The organism is Rathayibacter sp. YIM 133350, from assembly GCF_037404875.1.
In the GTDB taxonomy this organism is placed as follows: Bacteria; Actinomycetota; Actinomycetes; order Actinomycetales; family Microbacteriaceae; genus Orlajensenia.
Window position 1 is genome coordinate 118,277 of record NZ_JBBELO010000018.1, and the last position, 14,967, is coordinate 133,243.

The window sequence follows — 14,967 nt, forward strand, 5'->3', positions numbered from 1 at the left end:
GTCGGGTAGATTCTTGTCAAGTGAGTACACCGTTTCCCGGAGGCCCCGTTCCCGGCACCTCCGCTGCGGAGCACCTCTCTCCCGCGTTCCCCGAGCGGGCCGCGTGGGGAACCGCCGACAAGCTGAGGGCATGGCAGGCCGAGGCGCTCGAGGCGTACTTCGCGAACGAGCCGCGCGACTTCCTCGCCGCCGCGACCCCGGGCGCCGGCAAGACGACCTTCGCGCTCCGCCTGGCCGCCGAGCTGCGCGCGCGCCGCGTCATCGACCGCATCACCGTCGTCGCGCCCACCGAGCACCTCAAGAAGCAGTGGGCGGATGCGGCGGCCCGCGCCGGCATCCGGCTCGACCCCTCGTTCCGCAACGCGCACGGCAGCTACGGGCGCCACTTCCACGGCATCGCGGTCACCTACGCCCAGGTGGCCGCCCGCGCGGCACTGCATCGCGAGCTCACCCAGGCATCACGCACGCTCGTCATCCTCGACGAGGTGCACCACGGCGGCGACGCGCTCAGCTGGGGCGACGCCATCCGCGAGGCGTTCGAGCCGGCGACCCGACGCCTCTCGCTGACGGGAACGCCGTTCCGCTCCGACACCGCCCCGATTCCGTTCGTGCAGTACGCACCCGATGAGCACGGCATCCGCACGTCGCTCACCGACTACAACTACGGCTACGGTCGAGCCCTGGCCGACGGCGTCGTGCGGCCCGTGCTGTTCATGGTCTACGCCGGGGCGATGCGCTGGCGCACCAAGGCGGGCGACGAGATGGAGGCCCGGCTCGGCGAGGGCAACACCAAGGACATCACCGCCCAGGCGTGGCGAACGGCCCTCGAGCCGAAGGGGGAGTGGATCCCCGCGGTGCTGCGCGCAGCAGATCGCCGGCTGAGCGAGGTGCGGCAGTCCATTCCGGATGCCGGCGGCCTCGTGATCGCGACCGACCAGACGGTCGCGCGCGCCTACGCCGGCATCCTGCGGGAGATCTGCGGGGAGAGCCCGACCATCGTGCTCTCGGACGAGAAGGAGGCCTCCGACCGCATCGAGGAGTTCGCGAAGGGGAACGCGCGCTGGCTCGTCGCGGTGCGCATGGTCTCGGAGGGCGTCGACGTTCCGCGGCTCGCCGTCGGCGTCTACGCAACGAGTTCGGCGACGCCCCTGTTCTTCGCCCAGGCGATCGGACGCTTCGTGCGTGCCCGCCGTCGCGGCGAGACCGCATCCGTCTTCCTGCCGAACGTGCCGGTGCTGATGGCGCTCGCCTCGCAGATGGAACTCGAGCGCGACCACGCCCTCGACCGCCGCACCGACGAGAACGCCGAGGGCGAGCTCTACAACCCCGAAGACGCGATGGTGGCCGAGGCCAACCGCGACGAGAAGGCCTCTGACTCGCTCACGAGCGAGTTCAGCTTCGAGGCCCTCGAAGCCCGCGCCGACTTCGACCGCGTGATGTACGACGGCCAGGAGTACGGCACCCTCGCGGAACCGGGCAGCCTGGAAGAACTCGACTTCATCGGCATTCCCGGACTGCTCGAGCCCGAGCAGGTCTCCGAGCTGCTGCGCCACCGGCAGTCCCGGCAGGCACGGCGAGCGAGCGACCGCAAGCGCGACGAGCCCGCCAACGAGGAGCCGGTTGCCCTCTACCGCACCCTCAAGGAGCAGCGCACCCTGCTGAACTCGCTCGTCGGCATGTGGTCCAAGCTCTCGGGAGAGCCCCATGGCATGATCCACGCGGAGCTGCGCCGCCTCTGCGGAGGTCCGGCCGTGCCGCAGGCGAGCGTGACGCAGCTCCAGGCGCGCATCGAACTGCTGCGCAAACGGCTGGGTCGCACCCACTGAGGGTGCACTGCCCTAACGTGAGACCGTGAAGCTCAAGACGCGCGTGCTCGTCGTCGCCATCGTCGTCTCGTTCGTCGCCTTCCTGGACGGAGCCGTCACGAACGTGGCGCTGCCCGCCATCCGGCACGAACTCGGCGGGGGACTGCCCGTGCAGCAGTGGGTGGTCGACGGTTACCTCATCACGCTCGGCGCCCTGATCCTGCTCGCCGGCTCACTGAGCGACAACTTCGGTCGACTGCGCATCCTGCGCGTCGGCCTGTACGGCTTCGGGATCACCTCGATCGCCTGTGCCCTCGCCCCGACCGGTGAGTTCCTCGTCGGCGCGCGGATCGCCCAGGGAGCCGCCGGCGCGTTGCTCGTGCCGAGCTCGCTCGCGCTGATCATCTCGACCTTCCCCTCCGACGAGCAGGGCAAGGCCATCGGACGCTGGACCGCCTGGACGACGGCCGCCTTCCTCGGCGGCCCGGCGCTCGGCGGCATCCTCGTGGACGCGGTGTCGTGGCGGCTCATCTTCGGCATCAACATCCTCCCGATCGCGTTCGCGCTCTGGCTCATGATGCGGCTCGGACGCGACGTGCGCACCGCTCCTCGGGTCGGCATCGACTACATCGGCGGCGTGCTCGGCGTGCTGGGGCTGGCCGGTCCGGTGTTCGCCCTCATCGAGCAGGGGCGCTACGGGTTCGGAAGCCCACTCATCTGGGTGCCGGGAATACTCGGGCTGGCCTGCTTGGCCGCCTTCGTCTGGTGGGAGGGCCGCTCACCGCATCCGATGATGCCGTTGAGCCTCTACGCGGCGAGGAACTTCGCCTGGGGAAACCTGGCGACCTCCTTCATCTACGCCGCCATCGGCTTCTCCGGCTTCGCCCTCACGGTCTTCCTCCAGGAGAGCGCCGGGTACTCCGCATTCCTGGCCGGCATCGTGAGCGTGCCGCAGACCCTCATGCTCGTGCTCCTGTCCTCGTACTTCGGCGGGCTGTCCACCCGTTACGGGCCCCGGCTGTTCATGACCGTCGGGCCGCTCGTGGCGGCGGCCGGCACCCTCTACCTGCTGATGGTCGGAGCCGACGCGAACTACTGGGTGGAGCTCTTCCCCGGCATCGTCGTGATGGGACTCGGCATGGCCATGACCGTCGCCCCGCTCACCTCGGCCATCCTGGGCGCCGTCGACCCGATCCACTCCGGCATCGGCTCGGCCGTCAACAACGCCGTCGCGCGCATCGCCGGCCTCATCGCGGTGGCGTGCACGGGCGTCATCGTGGGCGCGAGCGGACTGGACGTGCGGGGCTACCACCGGGCGGTGATCGCCTGCGCGGTGCTCCTGGCCATCGGCGGCGTCGTCTCGTGGCTCGGCATCCGCAATCGTGCGCCTGTCCAGCGGATTCCGGATGCCGGAGCGGCCCACCCCATCGCCTGAGGTTTCGGCGAGCCGAAGAAAGCATGGAGAAGCTGCGACTGCCGGTACCATTGCGGAAGCTTCTGCGCCCTTCGGAAAGGAATCCGCCGTGGATTCGAAGAAACCTGATCTCGATCGCGTCGATCGTGCCCTCTTGAGGGCGCTGTCGGCGAACGCGCGCGCCTCGGGCTCCGCCCTGGCGAGCGAGGTGGGCGTCGCAGAGTCGACCGTGTCGCTGCGCCTGCGGCGGCTGCAGTCACTCGGCCACATCCGCGGCTATCACGCCGACATCGACCTCGCGACCCTCGGCGCCTCGCTGCAGGCCCTCATCGCGGTGCGGCTGGCCAAGCACGCGCGGGAGGAGATCGACGCCTTCTGGCAGGCGGCCCCCCACCTTCCCGGCGTGCTCGGCATCTTCCACATGGCGGGAGCCGACGACTACCTGCTGCACGTCGCCGCCCACGACGCCACGGAGCTGCGCGACTTCGTGCTCACGCACCTCACCGGCCACCCGGCGGTTGCGCACACCGAGACGAACCTCATCTTCGAGCACGTCGACGGCGATGGCTGGAAGGAGCTGGTGGCCGAGTGAGTACCGCGCTACCCGGCGACCGCTCGAGCAGGAACCTGCGCCGCTGGCGGCAGTACCTCGCCGACGAGCGCGCCGAAGCCGCCGTCTACCGCGAGCTCGCGGGCCGGCGCACGGGCGAGGAGCGCGAGATCCTGCTCGCCCTCGCCGAGGCCGAGGGGCGCCACGAGGCGCACTGGCGCGAGCTGCTCGGCGCGGATGCGGGCAGGCCGGTCTCTGCGGACCTGCGCACCCGTATTCTCGCCGTGCTCGCCCGCCGGTTCGGTTCGGTGTTCGTGCTCGCACTCGCGCAGCGCGCCGAGGGCCGCTCCCCGTACGCGGACGACCCGCAGGCGACCGCCGCCATGGCGGCCGACGAGCGCATCCACGGGGAGGTCGTGCGCGGGCTGGCCGCCCGCGGGCGCCGTCGGCTCTCGGGCACCTTCCGCGCCGCCGTCTTCGGCGCCAACGACGGGCTGGTCTCGAACCTCGCCCTCGTGCTCGGCATCGCGGCCACCGGCGTGCCGACCGGAGTCGTGCTGTTCACGGGCATCGCGGGACTGCTCGCCGGCGCGCTCTCGATGGGCGCGGGCGAATACGTCTCCGTGCGCTCCCAGCGGGAGCTGCTCGAGGCATCCGCCCCCGATCCGAGCGCCCAGACCGTGCTGCCCGACCTCGACGTGAACGCGAACGAGCTCGCGCTCGTCTACCGGGCCCGCGGCATGTCGGAGCAGGCCGCCTCGGATCGCGCCGCTCGGCTGTTCGAGGCGCTGCACGCCGCCGAGGAGGCGCCGCCGACCGCCGGCATCGATGTGCTCGATGACCATGAGACGGTCGGCACGGGCCTCGCCGCCGCGGCATCGAGCTTCTGCTTCTTCGCCTCGGGTGCCCTCATCCCGATCCTGCCCTTCCTGTTCGGCCTGAGCGGACTGGCCGCCATCGCGGTCTCGGTCGTGCTGGTGGGCATCGCCCTACTCGTCACGGGCGCCATCGTCGGCCTGCTCTCGGGGGCGGCACCGCTGTCTCGGGCGCTGCGGCAACTCGTCATCGGCTACGGCGCCGCGGCCGTCACCTACGCGCTCGGCCTCCTGTTCGGCACGAGCCTGGGCTGAACCCGCCTGGGCTGAGCGCTCGGCTCCCCGGCCTCAGTGCGCCGGCTCCGTGACGAAGTCGATCAACTGCTCCACCCGGCCGAGCAGGGCCGGCTCGAGGTCGGCATAGGTGCGCACCTGCCCGAGGATGCGCTGCCAGGCGCGGGCGATGTCGGCCTGCTCGGCGTGCGGCCAGCCCAGGGCGGCGCAGACGCCGTGCTTCCAGTCCGTTCCCCGCGGGATGACGGGCCAGGCCTCCCGGCCGATGCGCGCCGGACGTACCGCCTGCCAGATGTCGATGAACGGATGCCCGACGACGAGCACGTGAGCGCCGTACGGCCCGCGGGCGACGGCATCCGCGATGCGGGACTCCTTGGAGTTCGGCACGAGGTGGTCGACGAGAACGCCGACCCGGCGGCGGGCGGTGGGGGCGAACCCGCGCACGATGGCATCGAGATCGTCGACCCCCTCGAGGTACTCCACGACGACGCCCTCTGCGCGCAGGTCGGCGCCCCAGACCTTCTCGACGAGTTCGGCGTCGTGGCGGCCCTCGACGAAGATGCGGCTCGGCAGGGCGACCTTGGCCGGCCCGTTGTCGACGGCGAACGAGCCGGATGCGGTGCGGTCGCGACCTCGGGGAGCCGCTGGCTTGGGCGCGGTGAGCACGACCGCCTCGCCGTCGAGGAGGAAGCCGGGACCGAGCGGGAAGAGGCGGCGCGTGCCGAAGCGGTCCTCGAGGCTCACGATGCCCTTCTCGAGAGCCACCACGGCTCCGCAGAAGCCGGTGACGACCTCCTCGACCACGAGGTCGCGCTCGGCCCAGACCTCGGGAACCACGCGTCGACCGGCGCGTCGCCAGTCGCCCTGCAGAACATCGCTGCCGTACCTGTCGAAGTCCATCGTTCGAAACTAACTGAAGTCGCGGCTCTTGTTGTGTGCCGCCACGGTGAGTGGCTCGAAACGGTCGGCGACGAGGTTGACGATGCCCTCCTGGCTGCGCTCGAGCATGCCGCGGACGATCATCGCCGGGGCCTCACGGGCGACGCGGCGGTAGCGGTTCCACACGCCGACACCGGCGATGACATTGAGGGTTCCGGTCTCGTCCTCGATGTTGAGGAAGGTGATGCCTCCTGCCGTCGCCGGCCGTTGCCGGTGGGTGACGACGCCGCCCACCTCGTAGCGGCGGCCGTTCTCGGCGGAGTGCAGGGCCTCCACAGAGAGCACGCCCCGCGCCTGAAGCCCCTCGCGCGCGTGCCGGATGGGATGGTCGTCGGGCGAGATGCCGGTGGTCCAGAGGTCGTAGACCACCTGCTCGACATCGCTCAGCATCGGCAGCAGCGGAGGCTGCACGACCAGAACCGAGCCATCGAGATAGGCGGCGCGATCCTGCGCGGCGTCGCCGGCCACCCAGAGCGCCTCTCGGGGTGCCAGGCCGAGCGACGCGAAGGCGCCGGCCGCCGAGAGCGCCTCGAGTTGCTCGGTCTTCAGCCCCACCCGGCGCGCGAGATCCGACATGCTGCGGTAGGCGCCGTGGGCCTCGCGCTCCGCGACGATGCGCTCGGCAAGGGCCACTCCGATGCCCTTCACCTCGGCGAGGCCCAGGCGCACGGCGAAGGCGCCGTCGCGCCGATGGGCAGCCGACTCGTCGGGGCGGCGCGCGTCGAAGGATCCCGTCGGCGGCTGGATGCCCTCGCGGCAGCTGTCGCGCCCGGTGACGCGGATGCCGCCGGTGCCCTCGGCCAGCGGCTCGAGCCCCGCGTGCGCGCGTGAGCGCAGGATGTCGGGTCGGCGCACCTGCACGCCGTGCCTGCGGGCATCGGCGGTGAGCGTCTGCGGTGAGTAGAAGCCCATGGGCTGCGCCCTCAGCAGCGCGGCCAGGAAGGCGGCCGGGTAGTGCAGCTTGAACCACGAGCTCGCATAGACGAGCAGCGCGAAGCTGATCGCATGGCTCTCGGCGAAGCCGAAGCTCGCGAAGGCCTCGATCTTGCCGTAGATGCTGTCGGCCACCTCGTCGCTGATGCCGTTGCGGGCCATGCCCTCGTAGAGCTTGGCTTTCAGGGTGGAGATCTTCTCGACCCCGCGCTTGGAACCCATCGCCCGGCGCAGGCGGTCGGCATCCTCGGCCGTGCAGTCGCCGACGGCCACGGCCATCTGCATGAGCTGCTCCTGGAACAGCGGAACGCCGAGCGTGCGTTCGAGCACCGGCTCGAGCTTGGGATGCAGGTAGCTGATGGGCTCGGTACCCATCTTGCGGCGGATGAAGGGGTGCACGGCTCCGCCCTGCACCGGACCGGGACGGATGAGGGCGATCTCGACGACGAGGTCGTAGAAGCGCCGCGGCTGCAGGCGGGGGAGCGTGCCCATCTGGGCGCGGCTCTCGACCTGGAAGACGCCGATGGAATCCGCGCGGCAGAGCATGTCGTAGACCGCGGGCTCTTCCTTCGGCAGGGTGTCGAGGCTCCACTGCTCGCCGAGGTCATCGCGCACCGTGTCGAAGGTGTACTGCAGGGCCGCGAGCATCCCGAGGCCGAGCAGGTCGAACTTCACCAGGCCCATCCAGGCGCAGTCGTCCTTGTCCCACTGCAGCACGGTGCGCTTGTCCATGCGGGCGTGCTCGATGGGACAGACCTCGCCCACCGGGCGGTCGGTGAGCACCATGCCGCCCGAGTGGATGCCGAGGTGACGCGGAAAGCTCAGCAGCTTCTCGGCGAGCTCGATGACGGGGCCGGGGATGTCGTGGTCGGCGCTCGTGATCTCGGCGCCCCAGCGCTCCACCTGCTTGGTCCAGGCATCCTGCTGGCCGCCGCTGAAGCCGAGGGCCTTCGCCATGTCGCGCACCGCCGCCTTGGGGCGGTAGCTGATGACGTTGGCCACCTGGGCGGCGTTGTGGCGGCCGTACTTGTCGTAGACGTACTGGATGATCTCCTCGCGCCGATCGGAGTCGAAGTCCACGTCGATGTCGGGTTCCTCGTTGCGCATGCTCGAGAGGAAGCGCTCGAAGGGCAGGTCGTAGAAGATCGAGTCCACCGCCGTGATGCCCAGGGTGTAGCAGACCGCCGAGTTGGCGGCCGAGCCTCGCCCCTGGCACAGGATGCCGCGGCGCCGGGCCTCCTGCACGATGTCGTGCACGATGAGGAAGTAGCCGGGGAAGTCCTTCAGCTCGATCACGTCGAGTTCGCGCTCGAGCCGCGCGCGCACGGCTTCGGGAACGCCGGGGTACTTCTCGGCCGCCCCGCGCCAGACCAGCTCGCGCAGCCAGCTCATGGGAGTGTGGCCGGCGGGAACCTTCTGCTTCGGCAGCCGGGGCCGGGCACTGCGCAGGGTGAAGGCGAGCTCGTCGGCGAAGCGCACGGTGTTCGCAACAGCGCCGGGGAAACGGGCGAACAGCCGTTCCATCTCGGCGCCGCTGCGCAGGTGCGCACCCGCGGAACCGGGCAGCCAGCCATCCATCTCGTCGAGGCTGCGCCGGGCGCGCACGGCGGCCAGGGCCGAGGCCAGGCGGTGCTCGTCGGGGGTGGCGTAGTGCACCGCGCCCGTCGCCACCACGGGAAGGCCGGCGGAGGCCGCGAGGGCGGCCAGTTCGTCGTTGGCTGCGCTGTCGTGCGGATGCCCGTGGTCGAACAGCTCGACGACCACGTTCTCACGTCCGAAGCCGTCGATGAGGGCGTCGAGGGCTTTCGCCGCGGCCGGGGCGCCTCCCGCGGCGAGGGCCTGGCGCACGGCGCCCTTGCGGCATCCGGTGAGCACGAGCCAGTCGCCCCCTGAGCGTTCAGCCAGCTCGGCCAGGTCGTAGAGCGGCTTGCCCTTCTCGCCGCCGGCGAGCTGGGCGGCCGTGATGGCCGAGGCCAGGCGGTGATAGCCCGCCTCCCCGCGTGCCAGCACGAGCAGGTGGGTTCCCTCGGGATCGGTGATGCCGTTCTGCGGTCGGTTCAGGCCGAGGGAGAGCTCGGCGCCGAAGACGGTGCGCATGCCGGGGTAGCTCTCGGCCGCCTCCGCCAGCCGCACCACCCCGTAGAGGCCGTCGTGGTCGGTGATGCCGATGCCGTGCAGCCCCAGCCGTTGCGCCTCCTCGAGCAGCTGCTCCGGCGACGAGGCCCCGTCGAGGAAACTGAAGGTGGAGTGCAGATGCAGTTCGGCGTAGGGAACAGCAGGATCCGTGCTCGGCGCAATGGCCTTGGGCCGGTAGGGCTGGCGCTTGCGCGAGAAGGCCGGCGCGTCGCCCCCGTCCGCGATCAGGCGCTGGCCGCCCGGGCGACGCCGGTCGGAGAGCGAGCGTTCCAGTTCCGACCAGGGAATCGGGGGATTGCTGAAGCCCATCAGTCGTACCTGGCCTCGGCCTGCCAGGCCTCGCCCTCGAGCAGCAGCAGCCAGGCGATGCCGTCGTCGTCCACGAGCTGCAGGCGGCAGACGCGGCGGGCCTTCGCGGAATCCCACCAGCGTTCGACGACGGGCCACGGCCCGGCCCAGGCTGCGACGGCCCGCATCTCGGCGGCGCGGCCGGTGGGGGAGAAGAAGCGCGGTTCGCCCGTGAGCATCCCGCGGTCATCGACGATCACCGGCGCGCCGGCATCCGTCAGCACGGTGACCGGCCGCGCAGCCCGGAACACGGTGGCCGGGGCCAGGTCGGGAAGGCTGCCCGGCCATGGCCGCTCGGCACTCGCGACCGCATCCGCCGGGGGCTCATCGCCCCAGGGAACCAGGATCTGGCGGTCGGCGAGCAGCCGGCCTCCGCCGATGACGGCCGTCACGACGCCCTCATGGCCGAGCATGCTCTGCACCCGGGTGAGGCCGTGGTGCACGCGCTCGTCGGGACCGGATCCCCAGAGCCCCTCTTCGTGATTCGCCGTGGAATCGGTGCGCTCCGGAGCGATCGTGACCGCGGCAACCGCAGAGCGCAGGCCGCTGTCGACGGCTCCGCTTCCCTGCAGCTGCCAGCGCACCCGGTCGAGCACGTCGGTGGGCGTGAACCAGCGCGGATGCATCCAGCTGCGTTCGACGACCTCGCCGGATTCCGAGAGCACGCTCACCCGCACTCCGGTGCACACCAGGCGCGCCTTCGTCATGGCGGCGATGAAGTCCTCGGCAGCCGTACGCACGCCGAAGCTCACCTGGTCGACCCGGTCGAGGGGAGGCTCGAACGCGACGGTGACCTCGAAGTCCTTCGGGGGAGTGCGGGCGATGACCATGCGGCCGTCCCGGCCGGCGGCGATGGCGTGGGCGTGCGCGCCGATGGCCCCGAACCGGCGATGCACGTCGACGGCGGGCAGGGCGGCGAAGTCGCCGAGGCTGCGCACGCCGAGTCGCAGCAGGAGGGTGCTCAGCGAGGGCTCGACGAGCAGGCCGATGGGCAGCGGGGCGAGGAACGTGGAGGAGCCGCCAGGTTCGACGATGCCGATGCGGTCGGAGCCGCTGCGCCGGGCGGCCTGCTCGGCGGCGAACGGCCCGTCGGCGATGCCCACGCGGGCGTCGGTGATGCCGAGTTCGGCGAGGCAGTCCAGCAGCACGGCGGCCGCCTGTCGTTCGCCCCCGTAGAACCGTGCGGGGCCGCGCGAGCGCACGGCGCAGGTGCCGGGCCGGATGAGCTGCACGCCGGGGGTGGCCTGCTCGATGCGGGCCAGCACCGGCTCGAACGCGCGGGCGTCGTGCAGGGGGTCGTAGGGCAGGGTGATGAGCTGCGTGCACCGGGCCTGGGCCTCGCGCAGCTTGAGGCCGCGCGCCACGCCGTCGCGTCGGGCGGCGGGCGAGCAGGCGAACACGAGGGCACGGTCGATGAGAGCGACGGGCGCGTGCGCATCGATGCCGCCGGCACGCATGGCCGCCGTCACGGGCCAGTCGGGACACCAGAGCACGATGGTGCGGCCGAGCGGGCTCACCGGGCCACCGCCTGCAGTCGGGGAGCGGCATCCTCGCCGACGGTGAAGGCCTGCTCGGGATCGGGGAGCCACAGCCGGGCGGTACGCGGTCGTGAGCCGCCCAGCCGGCCGGTCGCCGTGACGGTCGCCTCGCGGGCACGCAGGTAGCCGTGGCCTCTGCCGAGCCCCGACCAGCTGCTCTGCTCGAGCGTGAGGCGCGCCTCGCTCTGCGGCCAGGGACCGAGCACGATGAGAGCGGCCCCGCGTTGGCGCAGCCTCGCCGCGAGCCGGGCGACATCCGAATCGCTCGCCCGCATCGGCGGCCGCAGCACGACGACGCTGAGCACGTCGACGAGCGCGGCCGTCGCGAGCAGCCAGTGCTCACCGGGATCGGGAACCAGCACGAGGCGTTCCAGGTCGATGCCGAACCGGGTGGCCGCCTCGGCTCCGAAGTCGGGAACGCCGACGACGCCGCACCACGCCCCGCTCGCCGACGGGGCCGCGAGCATCGCCATCGCGAGCGTGAGGGAGCCCTCCACCGAATAGGCTGCTCCCTGCCGCAGGCTTCCCCCGGGAAGCACGGCGGCGATCGCCGACGAGGTCGGCAGTGCCGGGCTGTCGAGGCTCGTGGACTGCATGCCGCGGATGCGGGCCTGAAGCTCGGCGACGCGTTCCAGGTTCGCCGCGGCGTCCTCGACCGGGGAGGCTCCGTTCAACGGAAACCCGGTCGAAGACGAGGATGAGACGGCGGCCATGGACACCCCTTCAGTTTCGAACTCTTGTTCTAACTAGTCAAGTCGATACCGCCGACATGCAGCATGTCGCGAGGGGGCTCTCGTAGCATGAGCCCATGTCGAGCCCGCTCTTGCCCGTGAACCCGGATTCCCTGTCGTGACCCAGCCGATCGAGGACTACGCGCTGTTGTCCAACAGCCGCACCTGCGCCCTGGTCGGCAAGGACGGATCCATCGACTGGCTGTGCCTGCCGCGCTTCGACTCGCCGTCCGCCTTCGGCGCACTACTGGGAACGCCCGATCACGGCCGGTGGTTGCTGCGTCCGGAGGATCCGGATGCGACGCTGGAGCGCCACTACCTCACCGACACCTTCACCGTCGTGAACACCTGGACGACGAAGGAGGGCGTCGTCGAGGTGCTCGACACCATGCCGCGCACCCGCGGCCACATCGACGTGCTGCGCCAGGTGCGCGGCATCCGCGGAACCGTGCCGATGCGCCAGGAGATCCGCATCCGGTTCGCCTACGCCAGCGCTCTGCCCTGGGTGCGCCAGATCGAGGAGGATGGCTCCCCGGCACTGCTGGCGGTATGCGGCCCGGATGCCATCATCGTGCGGGGGCCCCGGCTGAACGCCCGCAACCACCTGCACGAGTCGCTGTTCTCCGTGGGAGAGGGGGAGGTGCAGCGCATCTCGCTGAGCTGGTTCCCCTCCAACGAGCAGGCGCCGCCGCGTCCAGACGGCGACTCGGCCTTCATCGCCTCGGGGCAGTGGTGGTCCAACTGGGCGGCGACCTGCGAGCACGACGGCCCGTACCGTGACCAGGTGGTGCGATCGCTGCTCGTGCTGCGCGCCCTCACCCACGAGGAGACGGGCGGCATCGTCGCGGCAGCGACGACGTCGCTTCCCGAGCAGCTCGGCGGGCCGCGCAACTGGGACTACCGCTACGTCTGGTTGCGGGATGCGTCACTGACCCTGCAGGCCCTGCTCGCCCACGGCTACTCCGAGGAGGCGATGACGTGGCGCGAATGGCTGTTGCGCACGATCGCCGGTGACCCGGCCGACGTGCAGATCATGTACGGCGTGGCCGGTGAGCGCTACATCCCCGAGCGCGAGATCGCCTCGCTGCCCGGCTACGCCGACTCGCGCCCCGTTCGAGTGGGCAACGCTGCCGTCGACCAGTACCAGGCCGACGTGATCGGCGAGGTCATGGTCGCCCTCCACGAGGCCCGCAAGGCGGGCGTCATCGACACGCAGTTCTCCTGGCCGCTGCAGCGCGCGCTCATCGGCTTCGTCGAGTCGAACGTGGCGCGCAAGGACCAGGGCCTGTGGGAGATGCGCGGAGAGCCTCATTACTTCACGCACTCCCGAGTGATGATGTGGGCGGCGCTGGACCGGGCGATCATGGCCAGTGCCGAGTTCTCGGTGCCCGGACCGCGGGAGCGCTGGAAGACGCTGCGCGAGCAGTTGCGCACCGAGATCGACGCGAAGGGCGTGGACCCCGTGCGCGGATGCTTCGTGCAGTACTACGGCACGACAGAGGTGGACGCCTCCCTGCTGCTCCTGCCCGAGGTGGGCTACTGCGCGTTCGATGACCCCCGCATGCTCGCGACCGTCGCGGCGATCGAGAGCGACCTCATGAACGACGGGCTCGTGCACCGCTACCGTACCGAGGCGAACGTCGACGGGCTTCCGCCGGGGGAGTTCCCCTTCCTCGCCTGCTCGTTCTGGCTCGTGCGGCAGTACGCCAAGACGGCCCGCCTGTCCGAGGCGCGCGCGCTCATGGACCGGCTCGTCGGATACTGCAGCGACCTCGGGCTGCTCGCCGAGGAGATCGACCCGGCGACGGGCGCCCACGTCGGCAACTATCCGCAGGCCTTCTCGCACCTGGCGCTCGTCGGCGCCGCCGACGCCATCGCCGAGGCGGAACAGCAGGGCCGCTGAGACGACGAAAGCCGGGTCTTTCGACCCGGCTTTCTGACTGTCTCAACACAGTGTGCGCGAGGGGGGACTTGAACCCCCACGCCCTATACGGGCACTAGCACCTCAAGCTAGCGCGTCTGCCTATTCCGCCACCCGCGCATGTGTTCTTCGCGTCGCGATCTCTCGCGGCCACGAGCTAAGACATTACCACGAGTTCACGGCTGCCCTCGCACCGGCCCAGGCCGCCCGGGCGTGTCCGGTAGCGTGGCGGCATGGCACCCGCCGAACTCGAGAACACCGCCGCGATGGCCCGCGACCTCATCCGCTTCGACACCACGAACTACGGAGACGGTCGCTCCAACGGCGAGAGGCAGGCCGCTGAGTACGTCGAGGCGCACCTCTCACGACTGGGACTGCGCCCGCGGCTGTTCGAGAGCGAACCCGGACGCACGAGCGTCCTCGCGCGGGTGCCCGGCCGGGATGCGTCAAAGCCCGCCCTCGTGGTGCACGGCCATCTCGACGTCGTGCCGGCTGATGCCGCGAACTGGAGCGTCGACCCCTTCGCCGGCGAGGTGCGAGACGGGCTGCTGTGGGGTCGCGGAGCCGTGGACATGAAGAACATGGATGCCATGATCATCGGCGCGCTCGATGACATCCTGAGCTCGGGCCGGCAGCCGGAACGCGACCTCGTCGTCGCGTTCTTCGCCGACGAGGAGAACGGCGGGGTCTTCGGCGCGCAGTGGCTCGTCCGCAATCACCCCGAGCTCTTCGCCGGGGCGAGCGAGGCGATCAGCGAGGTCGGCGGCTACTCCACCCAGGTCGGCGAGCAGCGCGCCTACCTGTTGCAGACCGGCGAGAAGGCGCTCGTGTGGGTCACGCTGATCGCGCGGGGTCAGGCGGCACACGGCTCGCGCCTCATCCGGCAGAACGCCGTGACGCGGCTCGCGGAGGCCGTTGCGGCGCTCGGTCGGCGCGAGTGGCCCATCCGGCTCACCGACACCACCCGGCAGCTGCTCGACGAGGTCGCCGGCATCCTCGGCGTCGACCCGCGCGTCGTCGGGCCCGACGAGCTCGCGCTCTCGACGGGCTCCGCCTCCGGCTTCATCCAAGCCACCCTGCGCACGACGACCAACCCGACCATGCTGCAGGCCGGCTACAAGGCCAACGTCATCCCCGACCGGGCCGAGGCGCGGATCGACATCCGCACCCTGCCGGGCGAGGAGGACGCCGTGCTCGCCGAGGTGCGCGAGATCGTCGGCGAGGACATCGAGCTCGTCGTGACCCACCGCGACATCGGACTGGAGAACCCGTTCTCGGGCCCCCTGGTCGAGGCGATGTCCGCCGCGCTGTCGCGGCACGATCCCGAGGCGCGGGTGCTGCCCTACCTGCTCTCGGGCGGCACCGACAACAAGTCGCTCGCCACCCTCGGCATCGCCGGATACGGGTTCGCCCCGCTGCGCCTGCCTGCCGGCCTCGACTTCCCGGCGATGTTCCACGGGGTTGATGAGCGCGTACCCCTCGACGCGCTACTCTTTGGACGAAGGGTGCTGAATGATCTGCTCCTGACCTACTAGCTCACTAG

General features: G+C 71.0%; 10 protein-coding genes and 1 tRNA gene. 6 read left to right on the forward strand and 5 right to left on the reverse strand.

Annotated features, from left to right (window positions below):
• The first annotated feature begins 20 nt into the window (after positions 1–20).
• The 4 genes from WDJ51_RS05070 (at position 21) to WDJ51_RS05085 (ending at position 4,899) form a co-directional block, all read left to right on the forward strand.
• Positions 21–1,826: a DEAD/DEAH box helicase gene (locus WDJ51_RS05070; protein ID WP_337851344.1), complete on the forward strand. Its 1,806-nt coding sequence runs from the start codon at positions 21–23 to the stop codon at positions 1,824–1,826.
• A 25-nt stretch (positions 1,827–1,851) separates the two neighbouring features.
• Positions 1,852–3,240, forward strand: coding sequence for an MFS transporter (locus WDJ51_RS05075; RefSeq protein ID WP_337851345.1), 1,389 nt, complete (start codon positions 1,852–1,854; stop codon positions 3,238–3,240).
• A gap of 88 nt (positions 3,241–3,328) precedes the next feature.
• Positions 3,329–3,811 (forward strand): Lrp/AsnC family transcriptional regulator, encoded by a 483-nt coding sequence (locus WDJ51_RS05080; protein WP_337851346.1) that lies wholly within the window; start codon positions 3,329–3,331, stop codon positions 3,809–3,811.
• Entirely contained in the window at positions 3,808–4,899 is a 1,092-nt protein-coding gene (locus WDJ51_RS05085) for a VIT1/CCC1 transporter family protein (RefSeq protein ID WP_337851347.1), read from the forward strand. Before WDJ51_RS05080 ends, WDJ51_RS05085 begins: the two co-directional genes overlap by 4 nt.
• 33 nt (positions 4,900–4,932) lie before the next feature.
• Here the strand turns inward: WDJ51_RS05085 and WDJ51_RS05090 are convergent, their stop codons facing one another.
• Genes WDJ51_RS05090 through WDJ51_RS05105 form a run of 4 tightly spaced genes read right to left on the reverse strand, consistent with a single transcriptional unit; the run spans position 4,933 to position 11,485 of the window.
• Positions 4,933–5,778 carry a DUF3097 domain-containing protein gene (locus WDJ51_RS05090; protein WP_337851348.1) on the reverse strand — a complete coding sequence of 282 codons (846 nt, stop codon included), beginning with the start codon at positions 5,776–5,778 and terminating at the stop codon, positions 4,933–4,935.
• A gap of 9 nt (positions 5,779–5,787) precedes the next feature.
• Positions 5,788–9,195 carry an error-prone DNA polymerase gene (locus WDJ51_RS05095; RefSeq protein ID WP_337851349.1) on the reverse strand — a complete coding sequence of 1,136 codons (3,408 nt, stop codon included), beginning with the start codon at positions 9,193–9,195 and terminating at the stop codon, positions 5,788–5,790.
• Positions 9,195–10,751, reverse strand: a complete 1,557-nt coding sequence (locus WDJ51_RS05100; RefSeq protein WP_337851350.1) for a DNA polymerase Y family protein — start codon at positions 10,749–10,751, stop codon at positions 9,195–9,197. The genes WDJ51_RS05095 and WDJ51_RS05100 overlap by 1 nt, the downstream gene beginning before the upstream one ends.
• Positions 10,748–11,485: a hypothetical protein gene (locus WDJ51_RS05105; RefSeq protein ID WP_337851351.1), complete on the reverse strand. Its 738-nt coding sequence runs from the start codon at positions 11,483–11,485 to the stop codon at positions 10,748–10,750. The genes WDJ51_RS05100 and WDJ51_RS05105 overlap by 4 nt, the downstream gene beginning before the upstream one ends.
• A 136-nt stretch (positions 11,486–11,621) precedes the next feature.
• On the opposite strand from WDJ51_RS05105, the gene WDJ51_RS05110 reads away from it, so the two are divergent.
• Positions 11,622–13,406: a glycoside hydrolase family 15 protein gene (locus WDJ51_RS05110; RefSeq protein ID WP_337851352.1), complete on the forward strand. Its 1,785-nt coding sequence runs from the start codon at positions 11,622–11,624 to the stop codon at positions 13,404–13,406.
• A gap of 53 nt (positions 13,407–13,459) precedes the next feature.
• On the opposite strand, the gene WDJ51_RS05115 is transcribed toward WDJ51_RS05110, so the two are convergent.
• Positions 13,460–13,544: transfer RNA gene (locus tag WDJ51_RS05115), tRNA-Leu, on the reverse strand.
• A gap of 113 nt (positions 13,545–13,657) precedes the next feature.
• Here WDJ51_RS05115 and WDJ51_RS05120 point away from each other — a divergent pair.
• Positions 13,658–14,959 (forward strand): M20/M25/M40 family metallo-hydrolase, encoded by a 1,302-nt coding sequence (locus WDJ51_RS05120; protein WP_337851353.1) that lies wholly within the window; start codon positions 13,658–13,660, stop codon positions 14,957–14,959.
• The last annotated feature ends 8 nt before the right edge of the window (positions 14,960–14,967 follow it).

What these genes read in the sequence shown, in the direction of transcription:
- WDJ51_RS05095 (WP_337851349.1), bottom strand. Translation starts at nt 9,195, where the DNA reads ATGGGCTTCAGCAATCCCCCGATTCCCTGGTCGGAACTGGAACGCTCG.
- WDJ51_RS05090 (WP_337851348.1), bottom strand. Translation starts at nt 5,778, where the DNA reads ATGGACTTCGACAGGTACGGCAGCGATGTTCTGCAGGGCGACTGGCGA.
- WDJ51_RS05105 (WP_337851351.1), bottom strand. Translation starts at nt 11,485, where the DNA reads ATGGCCGCCGTCTCATCCTCGTCTTCGACCGGGTTTCCGTTGAACGGA.
- WDJ51_RS05120 (WP_337851353.1), top strand. Translation starts at nt 13,658, where the DNA reads ATGGCACCCGCCGAACTCGAGAACACCGCCGCGATGGCCCGCGACCTC.